Here is a 13,341-nt window from a genome sequence, read left to right on the forward strand (position 1 = left end):
CAGCCGAGATCGCGGTTCAGCCGAACGCGAAGGGCAGCAGGCGTTCGGCCGGGGCCTCGCCGCGCCGGATCGCCTCCAGCCCGGCGACGATCTCGGCGCCATAGACCGGATAGGGAATGCGCACCGAGGCGAGCCAGGGTGCGACCCACTGGTTCAGCGGCGTGCCGTCGATGCTGACCACGCAGCACGGATCCGGGATGCCGATGCCGGCCTCGCGGGCGCGGCGCGCCAAGCCGTAGGCGATCTGGTCGGACACGCAGAGGACGGCATCCGGGCGGTCGGCCCGCTCGAACAGGGCAGCCGATCCGTCGTAGCCGACCTGAAGATGCGACAGGCCGTCGCCCTCCCCGCGCAGGACCGCCTCCGACGCGACGCCGAGGGCGGCCAGCCGGTCGACGAAGCCGGCGACCCGGTCGCGCGAGGCCGACGAGCCGCGCCGTGGAAAGACCACGGCCGGCCTCCGGCACCCCGCCGCGACGAAGCGGTCGGCGACCGCCGCCCCGGCGGCACGGTCGTCGATGCCGACGAAAAGCCCCGGCCCGACCGGATTGCGGCGCGTGACGAAGACCATCGGCACGCCGGCCCCGGCCATCTCGGCGAGACCCGGGCTGGCGACCGCCGCGATCATCACCAGGCCGCCGACCCGCTGCACCCGCATCGCCGCGAGATATTCGTCCTGCAGTTCGGGCCGGTCGTGGGTGTCGCACAGGATCATCACATAGCCGGCCTCGCGTAGGGCGGCCTCGGTCGAACTGGCGATGGTCGCCATGGCCGGGTTGTCGAGATTGGCCGCCAGCACGGCGACCAGCTGCGTCTCGCCGCGCCGCAAGGCGCGCCCGGCCGGATTGGGCCGGTAGCCGACCGCCTCGATCGCATCGCGCACCCGCTGCACGGTCGCCGGCGAGGCGCGGCGGGTCTCGCCGTTGACGATCCGCGAGACGGTGGAAACCGAAACCCCGGCCTGCGCGGCCACGGTGGCGAGGGACACGTCGGCGGGCATCGGGGTCTGGCGGCTCCGGTCTGGTCGTCTTCTCATTGTCATCGGCGGCGGGCGTTGTCGAGCCTGCGCAAAAAGCAGGATCGCACCGGATTGACGTTTAGGCAAACGTTTGCCAAAACTGTTCCATCGCCGTCGGAGGCGGGCGGACGGAGGCGGCGCGAGGGCCGTCCCGGGCCGACCTGTCTTTCCGAACGGCACGGTGCCCGGTGCGTCCGGTCGCCGTCGGGGAGAAACGCGGCGCCGCGGAACCGTCGAGAGAACGGTCCCGGTGCCTGACGCGCGCCGTCCAACACGGTTCCGCGAGCCGGAGGAGAAGCCCATGCGTTCCGTCACGAGCCTGATCACGACATTCGCCCTCGGCCTTGCGGCCACCACCGCCCTGGCCGGTCCGGTCCTGGCGCAGTCGGTCACGCTGCGCATGACCTGGTACTCGGACGGCAACGAGGGCGAGGTCATGACCGACCTCCTCAAGCGCTTCCAGGCCGAGAACAAGGACATCGCGGTCGTCCTCGACCAGGTGCCGTTCAAGGCGATCAACGAGAATCTCCCCGTCCAGCTCGCCTCCGGGCAGGGTCCGGACATCGCCCGCGTCACCGACATGGGCGGGCTGGCGCGCTATGCGCTCGACATGCGGCCGCATCTGAAGGACCCGGCCTATTGGGAGGCCAATTTCGGCCCCTTCCTGACCTGGATGCGCACCGCCGGCGACACCAAGTCCATCCCGGGCTTCATGACGCAGCTGACCGTCACCGGCCCCTTCGTCAACAAGACCCTGTTCGAGCAGGCCGGCGTCGCCCTGCCGGGACCGAAGGCGACCTGGGACGACTGGGCCAAGGCGGTCAAGACCGTCGCCGACAAGGTCCAGGCGCCCTACCCGCTGGCGCTCGACCGCTCCGGCCACCGCTTCTTCGCGCTGGCCGTCTCGCAGGGCGCCAAGGTGTTCGACGAGAAGGGCGAGCCGGCCGTGATCGACGACGGCTTCAAGCGCGCCGCGCAGCTGGTCTACGACTGGCACAAGGCCGGCATCATGTCGAAGGAGCTGTGGGGCTCGGTCTCCGGCACCGCCTATCGCGGCGCCAACGACGAGTTCAAGAACGCCCAGGTGGTCATGTATCTGTCCGGCTCCTGGCAGACCGCGCAGTTCGCCAAGACGGTCGGCAACGCCTTCGACTGGATCGCGGTGCCCAATCCCTGCGGCGCGGGCGGCTGCTCGAGCATGCCGGGCGGCGCCGGCCTGATGGCCTTCAAGGCGACCAAGCATCCCGAGGCGGTGGCCAAGCTGATGGACTATCTGGCCAGCGAGAAGGTGCTCGGCGAATTCTATTCGCGCACCCTGTTCGTGCCCGGCCATCTCGGCATCGCCAAGAAGGGCATCGAGTATCCCGGCGCCAGCCCGGAGGCCGCCGCCGCCCTCAAGGTGTTCACCGCCAGCGCCGCCGAGGTCGCCCCGACCGCCTACCAGATCCAGGGTTATGGCAACAGCCGCATCATCTTCAACGCGGTGATCAGCCGGCTCGGCCAGGCCATCGCGGGCGAGACCAGCCTGGACGAGGCCTACAAGCGCATCACCGCCGACGTGACCCAGCAGATCGCCGAGCGCAACAAGCAGTGATCGGCTGACCGAAAAGCGGGCGCGCGTCATGTCGGACGGATCGTCGAGACCTCCCGGGCGGCCCTCGGCCGGCACGGCGCGCGTTCCCGCCTCCGCACGCTGGCGCGACCGCGCGGCCGGGCTTGCCGGTCTGCCGGTCGCGCTGGCACTGCGCCTGCTCGATCCGCTGATGGCCGCCGTGCAGCGGCTGATCGGCGCCGGGCGCATGCCCTACGTCTTCCTGTTCCCGAACTTCGTCTTCTTCGGCCTGTTCGTGTTCCTGCCGATCGGCATCAACCTGGTCTTCTCGGTCACCGGCGGGCCGGCCCTGTTCCCGTCCGAGCGCCCCTTCGTCGGCGCCGAGCAATATGCCTACCTGTTCGACTGCGGCTCCTATCTCGATCCGTCGAGCTGCCGGGAGGACCATTTCTGGCGCGGGGTCTCGAACACCGCCGTCTTCGTCCTGTTCCAGGTCGGCACCATGGTGCTGGTCTCGCTTCTGACCGCCTTGGTGCTGAACCGGCCGATCCGCGGCCGCGGCTTCTTCCGCGCGGTCTATTTCTTCCCCGTCCTGCTCTCCCCGGTCGTGGTCGCGCTGATCTGGAAATGGATCCTGCAGCGCGACGGCCTGCTCAACGCCGCGATCACGTCGCTCGGCGGCCAGAAGATCCTGTTCTTCGTCGATCCGAGCTGGGCCATGTTCTGGGCCGTCTTCGTCTCGGTCTGGGCCCATATGGGCTTCTACACGCTGATCCTGCTCGCCGGCCTGCAGGCGATCCCGAGCGATCTCTACGAGGCGGCCGAGATGGACCGAACGCCGCGCTGGCGCATCCTGTGGCGGATCACGCTGCCGCTGCTCTGGCCGAACATGATCGTCGTCATCGTCTTGTCGCTGATCAAGGGCGTGCAGACCTTCGACGAGGTCTTCGTGCTCACCGGCGGCGGCCCCGGCACGGCGACGCTGATGGTCGTCCAGTACATCTACGAGACCGCCTTCGCCAACCAGGTGCAGAATTTCGGCCTCGCCGCCGCGGCCTCCGTGGTGCTCGGCCTGGTGCTTTTCGCCCTCACCCTGGCGCAGCTCGCCGCCACCCGGATGAAGGAGCGCTGACATGGCCGCCCTCGCCCGCCTGCTCGGCGCCCGTCGCGACGGCCCCGGCCGGCCGCTGCATTGGACCGACATCGCCAGCTACGCCTATCTGGCCTTCGGCGTCGTGCTGATGTTCGGGCCGGTGCTGTGGCTGGTCTTCTCGTCCTTCAAGACGCAGAGCGCGCTCCTGGAATTCCCGCCCTCGCTGATGCCGATGGCGCAGGTCGAGGTGACGGTCGCGGGCCAGCCGAACCCGCTGCCGCTGTTCCGCGCCACCCTGCCGGACGGCAGCGTCAAGGAGCTCGCCCAGATCCGGCGCGTCGGGCTCGTCGCCCAGATGGTCGATCCGGCCGAGCCGGACAAGACATACCGGGTCGCGATCGACAAGCGCGAGCCGGTGCGCAAGGTGGCTCTGGCGACGGAGAACTACACCGAGCCGCTGCGCCAGTTCGCCTTCCTGCGCTTCCTGTCGAATTCGCTGTTCGTGACCGTGGTCGCCACGGCGATCACGCTTCTGATCAACTCGATGGCCGCCTACGGCCTCGCCGTCTACGAGTTCCGCGGCAAGACCGCCGCCACCCTGGCGGTGATCGGCACGCTGATGATCCCGATCACCATCGTGCTGGTGCCGGTCTATCTGGTCGTCACCGAACTCGGGCTGGTCAATTCGCTCTGGGCCGTGATCCTGCCCGGCGCGGCGACGCCGACCGGCGTCTTCCTGCTGCGCCAGTACATGCTGACGCTGCCACGCGACCTGATCGAGGCGGCGCGCATGGACAAGGCCTCGGAATGGCAGATCTACTGGCGCATCGTCATGCCGCTGACCCTGCCGGCGCTCGCCGTGCTGGCGATCTTCTCGATCATGTGGCGGTGGAACGAATTCCTCTGGCCGCTCGCCGTCCTCACCAAGACCGAGGTCTACACGCTGCAGATCGGCCTCGCCGCCTTCCAGGGCGAGTTGCAGACGCAGTGGCACTATCTCCTCGCGATGACCGTCGTGACGCTGGCACCCGTCGCCCTGGTCTTCGTCTTCCTGCAGCGTTTCATCACCACCGGCATCGGCTCGACGGGGATGAAATGAGCGAGCGGAGCCTCAACCATGGCTGATCTGAAGCTGACCGGCGCGCGCAAGGCCTTCGGCGCCGTCGATGTCCTGCACGGCATCGACCTCGAAGTGAAGGACGGCGAATTCGTCGTCTTCGTCGGCCCGTCCGGCTGCGGCAAGTCGACCCTGCTGCGGGTCATCGCCGGGCTCGAGATGGTCTCCGCCGGCGAGGTCCATATCGACGGCGAGCGCGTCACCCACCTGCCCGCCTCCGATCGCGGCCTCGCCATGGTGTTCCAGTCCTATGCGCTCTATCCGCATATGACGGTCGCCCGCAACATGGCCTTCGCGCTCGAAAACATGCGCCTGCCCAAGGCCGAGATCGACGCGCGGGTCAAGCGCGCGGCCGAGATGCTGCGGCTGACCGACTATCTCGACCGCAAGCCCAAGGCCCTGTCCGGCGGCCAGCGCCAGCGCGTCGCCATCGGCCGCGCCATCGTGCGCGACCCGAAGATCTTCCTGTTCGACGAGCCGCTGTCGAACCTCGACGCCGAACTGCGCGTCGCCACCCGCAAGGAACTGGCCGCGCTGCATGCCGAACTCGGCGGCACGATGATCTACGTGACGCACGACCAGGTCGAGGCGATGACGCTCGCCGACCGCATCGTGGTCCTGCGCGCGGGCCGCATCGAGCAGGTCGGCGCGCCGCTCGATCTCTACAACCGGCCCGCCAACGCCTTCGTGGCCGGCTTCATCGGCTCGCCGCGCATGAACCTGCTGCCGGCCACCGTGATCGCCGACGACGGCACCTTGCGGCTGCGGCTCGGCGCGCGCGAAATCGCGGTGCCGCAAGCCACGCGCGGCCTGCGGGCCGGGTCCGCGGTCACGCTCGGCATCCGCCCGGAGCATATCGCGCTGGCGCCGGACGGCGGCGGCCAGCTCGATCTGACGGTCGACCTGGTCGAGCAACTCGGCAGCGAGGCGCTGGTCTATGCCGGTCATGCCGGCCTGCCGCAGATCACCCTGCGTCTCGACGGCCAGAGCCGCCTCGCCCGCGGCGCCACGATCCCGGTCCGCTTCTCGCCCGACCACATCCACCTCTTCGACACGGACGGCCTGGCCCTGCCGCGGCCCTGACCGATCCACCGGAACCCTGCCGGAGCCCTCCCGATGAAAGCCCTGACCCATGGCCGCTTCCGCGGCCTCGACGGCCATGCCGCCCGGTTCGATCTCGCCGCCGGGCCGGACGCGCCGGCGCTCGCCAGCCTGCGCGTCGCCATCCTGGAGGCCGATATCGGCCGCGTCACGCTGGAGCGGCCCGAGGGCACTCGGCTCGATCGCGGCTGGGCGATCGCGCCGAACCGCGTCGAGCCGCCCTTCGAGGGCCGGCCGCGCGCGTCCGAAGAGGGCTTCGCGATCCCGCCGGCGACGCTCGCGGAGAGCGACGGGTCGGTGACCCTGGCGGCCGGCGGGCTACGCGCGGAGATCCGGCTCGCCCCCTTCGGCATCGCCTGGTATCGCGACGGCGAGACGGTGCCGTTCCTGCGCGACCGGCCGACCCAGGCCTACTACCTGTCGCGCCGCACCGGGGCGCTCGCGCATTCCATGGAGCGCCACGAGGGCGAGCGGCACTACGGGCTCGGCGACAAGGCCGGGCCGCTCGACCGGACCGGGCGGCGCTTCGCCATCGATGCGGTCGATCCGTGCGGCTACGACGCCGAACTGTCCGATCCTCTCTACAAGATGCTGCCCTTCTTCATCGTCGATGGCGCGCGCGGCGCCCATGGCGTCTTCTACGACAACCTGGCGCTCGCCTCCGTCGATCTCGGCTGCACCCTCGACAACTACCACGACCTGTTCCGCGGCTACCGGGCCGAGGACGGCGACCTCGACTACTACGTCCTGGCCGGTCCGACCGTGCCGGACGTGTCGCGTCGCTTCTCCTGGCTGACCGGCGGCCAGGCCTTCCCGCCGCGTTGGACGCTCGGCTTCGCGATGACCACCATGACCATCGCCGACGCCCCCGACGCCGACCGGCGCATCACCGCCTTCATCGAGGATTGCCGGCGCCACGGCATCCGCTGCGACAGCTTCCATTTCGGCTCGGGCTATACCTCGATCGGCCACCGCCGCTACGTCTTCAACTGGAACCGGGACAAGTTCCCCGATCCGGCCGGCACGATGGCGCGGCTCAAGGCGGCCGGGATGGTGCCGGTCACCAACATCAAGCCCTGCCTGCTCGACGACCATCCCCGTCTCGACGAGGCGCGCGCCAAGGGCATCCTGGTCCGCGACGGCGAGACCGGCGCGCCGGCGGTCGCCCAGTTCTGGGACGGCCTCGGCTTCCATGTCGATTTCACCAACCCGGCCGGGCGCGCCTGGTGGGCCGACGGCATCCGGACCGCGCTGCTCGACTACGGCGTCACCGCGGTCTGGAGCGACAACAACGAATTCGAGATCTGGGACGAGGATGCCGAGGTCGAGGGCGACGGCCGGCCCTACCGGCAGGCGCTCGCGCGCCCGGCCCAGGCGCTCCTGATGCACAAGCTCGCCTACGAGACCCAGGCCGCGCACGCCCCGGACAAGCGCCCCTACACCATCACCCGCGCCGGCGGCGCCGGCATCGCCCGCTACGGCCAGACCTGGAGCGGCGACAACGAGACCGCCTGGAAGACGCTGCGCTTCAACCTGACCCAGGGCCTCAACATGAGCCTGTCCGGGTTGCACAATATCGGCCACGACGTGGGCGGCTTCCACGGCCCCTCGCCCGGGCCGGAACTGTTCTGCCGCTTCGTCGAGTTCTGCGCGCTGTGGCCGCGCATGGTGATGAATTCCTGGAAGGCGAGCGGCATCGTCAACACGCCCTGGATGCACCCGGAAGTGCTGCCGCAGGTCAAGGCCGCCATGGACCTGCGCCACGCGCTGGTGCCATATCTCTACACCCAGATGTGGCGCGCGGCCGCCGCCGACATCCCGGTCGTGCGCCCGCTTTTGTGGGATTTCGCCGCCGATCCGGCCGCGCGCGACGTGGAGGATGCCTTCATGTTCGGGCCGGACGTGCTGGTCGCCCCCGTCCTGGAGGAAGGCGCCACCACCCGGCGCGTCACCCTGCCGGCCCATCCGGGCGGCTGGGTCGACTGGCATGACGGCACCCGCCACCCAGGCGGCCGGACCGTCGAGGTCCCCGCGCCGCTCGGCCGCCTGCCGGTCTTCCTGCGCGCCGGGGCGATCCTGCCGATCGACGAGGCCGGCGGGCTGACCGCGCTCGCAGTCCCGGGCCACGATGGCACCGCCACCGGCAGCCTCTATCTCGACGACGGCGATACCGCACGCTGGCGCGAGACCGGCCGGCTCGTCACCCTGACGCTCGGCGCGGACGGAACCGTCGCCGCCGCCGCGGAGGGCGACCTCCCGGCCTTCAAGACGCGCATCCTCGGCGCGGCCTGAGAAGGGACCCCAGAACGGCACCGGCCGGCCGCCCCTCGGGATCGGCCGGCCGGTCCGAGACGTGAGACCGATGACGCCGGGTGGGTCGGCGCGCCGGTCTCAACGCGCCGGTCGCAACCCGTCTGTCCCAACCCGTCTGGCTCAGCCCGTCGGCTTGCGCACGACCTCGGCGATGACGACCGGCTTGGCCAGCAGGCCGAGCTTGAAGAAGGCATCGGCGATCTTCTGCTGCTCGGCGACGACGGCCGGCGACAACGAGCGGATCCCATAGGCCTGGCGCTCGACCGCGACCCGGATGACGCTCGCCGGAATGCCCGTCGCCGGACCGAGCTGGTCGGCGGCCGCCTGCGGATTGGCGGCGATCCAGCGGTCGATATCGGCGAGCGCCGCGATGGTCGCGTCGACGACCGGGCCGTGGCTCTCCGAGAACTTGCGGGCGGCCAGATAGAACTGGTGGTTCGGCACCAGGCCCTCACCGTTGACCAGCGTCCGGGCGCCGGTGGCGACCTCGGCGGCGGCCTGGAACGGATCCCAGATCGCCCAGGCATCGACCCTGCCGCCGTCGAAGGCGGCGCGCGCATCGGCCGGCGCCAGGAAGACCTTCTCGACGGCGTCGTAAGGCACCTCGGCCTGTTCCAGCGCCTTGACCAGCAGGTAGTGGACGTTCGAGCCCTTGTTGAGCGCGACCTTCTTGCCCTTCAGCTCCGCCACGCTCTTCAGCGGGCTCGTCTTCGGCACCAGGATCGCCTCGCCGCGCGGGGCCGGCGGCTCGTGGGCGACATATTGCAGATCGGCGCCTGCGGCCTGCGCGAAGATCGGCGGCGCCTCGCCGGTCGAGCCGAAATCGATCGCGCCGACATTCAGCGCCTCGAGCAGCTGCGGGCCGGCCGGGAATTCCGACCAGGCGACCCGGTAGCCGAGTGGCTTCAGCCGCTCCTCGAGCGATCCCTTGGCCTTGAGCAGGATCAGCGTGCCGTATTTCTGGAACCCGATCCGGATCACCTTGTCGTCGGCGGCGCGCGCCGGGCCGCCGAGCCCGAGACCGAGGGCCGCTGTTCCGGCGGCGCCCGCGGCGAGCACTCTCCTGCGTGACATCGTCATGATGGTTCACTCCCTGGGCGCCTGCGGCCGCGCATGGCGGCACGCCGGGCAGTTGTCGTTCGAGGGGAAAGAGGTGGGGCGAAAAAGTCGGCCGATCGCGGCGGCCGGCCCGGGCGGCCGATCGGGGCAGCCGGTCAGTAGACGACCTCGGCGACGCCGAAGATCGCATCGAGCAGCTTGCCTTCGAGCGCCGCCAGCGCGGCCGATCCACGTTCGCGCGGGCGCGGCAGGTCGATGGCCAGATCGAGCACGATGCGGCCCTCGTCGATGACCACGACCCGGTCGCCGAGCGCGACCGCCTCGGCCACGTCATGGGTGACCAGCACGGCGGTGAAGCCCTGGGCGTGCCAGACGCGTTCGATCAGCGACTGCATGGTGATCCGGGTCAGCGCGTCGAGCGCGCCGAGCGGTTCGTCGAGCACGAGCAGATCCGGGTGGCTGACCAGGGCCCGGGCGAGCGCCACGCGCTGCCGCTGGCCACCGGACAGGACCGAGGGCCAATCGTCGGCGCGGCCCTGCAGGTGGACATCGGCCAGCACGGTTTCGGCCGCCTTCCAGGCCGCCTCGGACGAGAGCGACGCCGGCAGGCCGACCGCGACATTGTCGAGCACGCTCGCCCAGGGCAGGAGCCGGGGTTCCTGGAACACGATGCGGGCATTGGCCTTGCCGCCGTCGCGCCCGGGGCCGATCGCGATTTCGCCCTCGGTCGGACGGTCGAGCCCGACCAGGAGCCGCAAGAGCGTGCTCTTGCCGCAGCCGCTCTTGCCGACCACGACCAGAAAGTCGCCCGGCCGGACCTGCAGGTCGACGCCGCCGAGCACGCGCTTGTCGCCGAAGCTCTTGCCGACCCCCTTGAGGTCGAGCGCGACGCCGCTGCCGCGCGGCACGACGGCCGGCGGCTCTTCCGGCGGCAGGGCCGGCGCCGTGGCCTTGGTTTCCGGCAGCCAGCCGATTTCGAGAGGCACGGACTGGGCCTCCGCGAGAACCTGGCGCAAGGGTCGGGTCATGGCTCGCATCCTCTCAATGGTTCTGGAAGGCCGGGTGCCAGGCCAGGCTGCGGCGTTCGAGCGCGCGGGCGAGCACGTCGGCGAGCTTGCCGAGAAGGGCGTAGATCAGGATCGACAGGACGACGACATCGACGAGCATGAACTCGCGCGCCTGCATCGCCATGTAGCCGAGCCCGGAGGAGGCCGAGATGGTCTCGGCGACGATCAGCGTCAGCCACATGATGCCGAGGGCGTAGCGCAGGCCGACGAAGATCGACGGCAGCGCGCCCGGCAGGATCACCTTGCGGAACAGCGTCCACGAACTCATGCCGTAGATGCGCCCCATCTCGACCAGTTGGCCGTCGACGCCGCGCACGCCGTGCACGGTATTGACATAGACCGGGAAGAAGACGCCGAGCGCGACCAGGAACAGCTTGGCCTCCTCGCCGATGCCGAACCACAGGATGACCAGCGGGATCAGCGCCAGATGCGGCACGTTGCGGATCATCTGCACGGTCGTGTCGGTGACCCGGTCGGCCGCGCGCGACAGCCCGTTGAGGAGCCCGAGCCCGAAGCCGATGCCGCCGCCGATCACGAGGCCGGCCAGCGCCCGCGCCGTGCTCGACTTGGCATTGGCGAGGAGTTCGCCCGACAGGGCGAGCCGCCAGCCGGCCGCGACCACGTCGGTCGGCGCCGGCAGGACGCGATCGGAGATCACCCCGAGGGCAGACCCGGCCTGCCAGACGGCGATCACCGCGGCCGGCAGCGCATAGGGGGTCAGGCTGGAAAGTCGGAGTCTGGCCATCGATGCCTCCTCGGGGTGGACAATGCCGGGCGAACCGGCACGGCGGGCCGGACCGGCACGGCCGGCGGGGTGGCCGGCCGCCGGGGATCCGGCAGCCGGCGGGAATGGCGGTCAGACCGCGGCGGCGAGGCCGGTGATCCGCTTCGGGCGCGCGCCGGTACCGAAGTCCCCGACGATCACCTCGGCCTTCTTCGGCGCGAGGCCGAGTTCCGGGAACAGCAGTTCGGCGACCCGGTAGGCCTCCTCCAGATGCGGATAGCCGGAGCCGATCACCGTATCGATGCCGAGATCCTGGTATTCCTTCAGCCGCCTGGCGACGGTGGCCGGGCTGCCGACCAGCGCCGTCCCGGCGCCGCCGCGGACGAGACCGACGCCCGCCCAGAGATTCGGGGCGACATAGAGATTGTCGCGCCGGCCGCCATGCAGCGCCGACATGCGCCGCTGGCCGACGGAATCGGACTCGGTGGCGAATTTCGCCTGCTGCGCCGCGATGGTCTCGTCGTCGAGCCGCGAGATCAGCCGGTCGGCGGCCGCGAAGGCCTCCTCGTCGGTCTCGCGCACGATGAAGTGCAGGCGGATGCCGAAGGTCACCGCGCGGCCTTTGGCGGCGGCCGCCTTGCGCACGCGGGCGACCTTCTCGGCGACATCGGCCGGCGGCTCGCCCCAGGTCAGATACTTCTCGACGCGGCCGGCCGAGAATTCGATCGCCGCATCCGACGAGCCGCCGAAATAGAGCGGCGGTCGCGGCGCCTGGACGAAGGGGAAGTGCAGTTTGGCGCCCTCCGCCCGGATGTGCTCGCCGTGGAGCGTCGCGGTCTCGCCCCGGGCCAGCGTCTCGAAGATGTCGAAGAACTCGCCGGCATGGTCGTAGCGCCGGTCGTGCTCCAGGAAGATGCCGTCGCCGGCCAGTTCGCGCGGCGCGCCGCCGACCACGATGTTGATCAGCAGGCGGCCGTTCGACACCCGATCCAGCGCGGCGGCGATGCGGGCATAGAAGGCCGGCGAGGCCGTGCCGGGGCGGATCGCGACCAGGAACTTGAGCTTCTCGGTCGCGGTCGCCAGCGCGGTCGCGGTGATCCAGCTGTCCTCGCAATTGGCGCCGGTCGGGATCAGCACGCCGCCGAAGCCGAGCCGGTCGACCGCCGTGGCGATCTCGCGCAGATAGCGCGGATCGGGCGCGCGATGGCCGTCGTCGGTACCGAGATAGGGGCCGTCGCCGGAGGTCGGGATGAACCAGAAGAAGTCGAGGGGCTTGCCGGGGTTCGACATGGGAGAGGTCCTTGATCTGAAAGGGCGAAGCGTCAGGTGGTCGGCGCGGTCCAGACGGCGTCGCGCACGACGATCGGCTTCGGGATCAGACCGAGCTTGTGGAATTCGTCGGCGATCGCCTGCTGGCTGAGGACGATCTCGTCGCTGACCGGCTTGACCGCGTAGCGGGTCCGGGCGACCGCCCGGGTCTGGTCCTCCAGCGACACGCCGGTGACCTCCGCGAGCGCGGCCGCGACCTCGCCGGTATGGGCGCTCGCCCAGTCCGAGACCCGCGCCAGTTCGTCGATGACCTCGCCGAGAATGGCCGGGTTGGCCTTCGCGAAGGTCCCGTTGGCGAGATAGAAGGAGTTGGTCTCGACGATCCCCTCGGCGGTCGTCAGGACGCGCGCCTCCTGGGTCCGCTCGGCGATGGCGTAGAAGGGATCCCAGATCGCCCAGGCGTCGATCGCACCGCTGGCGAAGGCCGCGCCGGCATCGGCCGGGCTCAGATGCACCGGCTTGATGTCGCCCCAGGCGAGCCCGGCCTTGCGCACCACATTGACGGTGAAGTTGTGGGCGCTGGAGCCCTTGGTGAAGGCGATCGAGCGGCCCTTCAGATCGGCGAGGCTGCGGATCGGGCTGTCGCGCCGGACCAGGATCGCCGAGCCGGAGCCCGGCGCCGGCAGCGTCGCCGCGTAGACGATGTTGGCGCGGGCCGCCTGGGCGAAGATCGGCGGGGTGTCGCCGGTGGTGCCGAAATCGATCGCGCCGAGCCCCAGCGCCTCCAGGAGCGGCGGGCCGGACGGAAACTCGACATAAGAAACCTTGATGCCGCGCGCGGCGAGCCGGCGCTCCAGCGCGCCCTGCCGGCGCGCGATGACCAGCGCGCCGCTCTTCTGGTAGCCGATGCGGAACTCTCGGGCCTGGTCGGTCGCGGCGGCGCGGGCCTGACCGAGCGCCGCGCCGAGGGCGGCACCGGCGGCGAGCGAGAGGGTCTGTCGTCGGGTCAGCATGGAAGTCACCTCCGA

11 protein-coding genes are annotated in these 13,341 nt (G+C 70.5%); 5 read left to right on the top strand and 6 right to left on the bottom strand.

All coding sequences use genetic code 11. The features are described 5' to 3' along the window. Positions 1–16 precede the first annotated feature (16 nt). Positions 17–1,000, bottom strand: coding sequence for a LacI family DNA-binding transcriptional regulator (locus ABB55_RS11145; RefSeq protein ID WP_054358869.1), 984 nt, complete (start codon positions 998–1,000; stop codon positions 17–19). 319 nt (positions 1,001–1,319) lie between these two features. On the opposite strand from ABB55_RS11145, the gene ABB55_RS11150 reads away from it, so the two are divergent. From ABB55_RS11150 to ABB55_RS11170, 5 genes are all read left to right on the top strand, one after another. After that, the gene (locus tag ABB55_RS11150) at positions 1,320–2,612 is read left to right on the top strand and encodes an ABC transporter substrate-binding protein (protein ID WP_054358870.1); all 1,293 of its coding nucleotides are present in this window, start codon (positions 1,320–1,322) and stop codon (positions 2,610–2,612) included. 169 nt (positions 2,613–2,781) lie between these two features. After that, positions 2,782–3,702 (top strand): carbohydrate ABC transporter permease, encoded by a 921-nt coding sequence (locus ABB55_RS11155; protein ID WP_244472164.1) that lies wholly within the window; start codon positions 2,782–2,784, stop codon positions 3,700–3,702. Position 3,703: 1 nt separating this feature from the next. Beyond that, entirely contained in the window at positions 3,704–4,762 is a 1,059-nt protein-coding gene (locus ABB55_RS11160) for a carbohydrate ABC transporter permease (protein ID WP_054358871.1), read from the top strand. A gap of 18 nt (positions 4,763–4,780) precedes the next feature. Then, positions 4,781–5,863: an ABC transporter ATP-binding protein gene (locus ABB55_RS11165; protein ID WP_054358872.1), complete on the top strand. Its 1,083-nt coding sequence runs from the start codon at positions 4,781–4,783 to the stop codon at positions 5,861–5,863. 33 nt (positions 5,864–5,896) lie between these two features. Then, complete coding sequence (locus ABB55_RS11170) at positions 5,897–8,173, top strand: glycoside hydrolase family 31 protein (protein WP_054358873.1); 2,277 nt, start codon at positions 5,897–5,899, stop codon at positions 8,171–8,173. 141 nt (positions 8,174–8,314) lie between these two features. Here the strand turns inward: ABB55_RS11170 and ABB55_RS11175 are convergent, their stop codons facing one another. The 5 genes from ABB55_RS11175 to ABB55_RS11195 all read right to left on the bottom strand — a co-directional run bounded on the left by ABB55_RS11175 (position 8,315) and on the right by ABB55_RS11195 (position 13,326). Beyond that, on the bottom strand, positions 8,315–9,274 hold the full coding sequence (locus tag ABB55_RS11175) for a sulfonate ABC transporter substrate-binding protein (protein ID WP_054358874.1): 960 nt from the start codon (positions 9,272–9,274) through the stop codon (positions 8,315–8,317). 134 nt (positions 9,275–9,408) lie between these two features. Further along, positions 9,409–10,281 carry an ABC transporter ATP-binding protein gene (locus tag ABB55_RS11180; protein ID WP_083463540.1) on the bottom strand — a complete coding sequence of 291 codons (873 nt, stop codon included), beginning with the start codon at positions 10,279–10,281 and terminating at the stop codon, positions 9,409–9,411. 13 nt (positions 10,282–10,294) lie between these two features. Then, entirely contained in the window at positions 10,295–11,065 is a 771-nt protein-coding gene (locus ABB55_RS11185; protein WP_054358875.1) for an ABC transporter permease subunit, read from the bottom strand. Between the two features lie 111 nt (positions 11,066–11,176). Continuing rightward, positions 11,177–12,334 carry an FMNH2-dependent alkanesulfonate monooxygenase gene (gene ssuD / locus ABB55_RS11190; protein ID WP_054358876.1) on the bottom strand — a complete coding sequence of 386 codons (1,158 nt, stop codon included), beginning with the start codon at positions 12,332–12,334 and terminating at the stop codon, positions 11,177–11,179. 32 nt (positions 12,335–12,366) lie between these two features. Further along, positions 12,367–13,326, bottom strand: a complete 960-nt coding sequence (locus tag ABB55_RS11195; protein WP_152982007.1) for a sulfonate ABC transporter substrate-binding protein — start codon at positions 13,324–13,326, stop codon at positions 12,367–12,369. Positions 13,327–13,341: the final 15 nt, after the last annotated feature.

Source organism: Prosthecodimorpha hirschii, assembly GCF_001305515.1.
GTDB classification, from domain to species: domain Bacteria; phylum Pseudomonadota; class Alphaproteobacteria; order Rhizobiales; family Ancalomicrobiaceae; genus Prosthecodimorpha; species Prosthecodimorpha hirschii.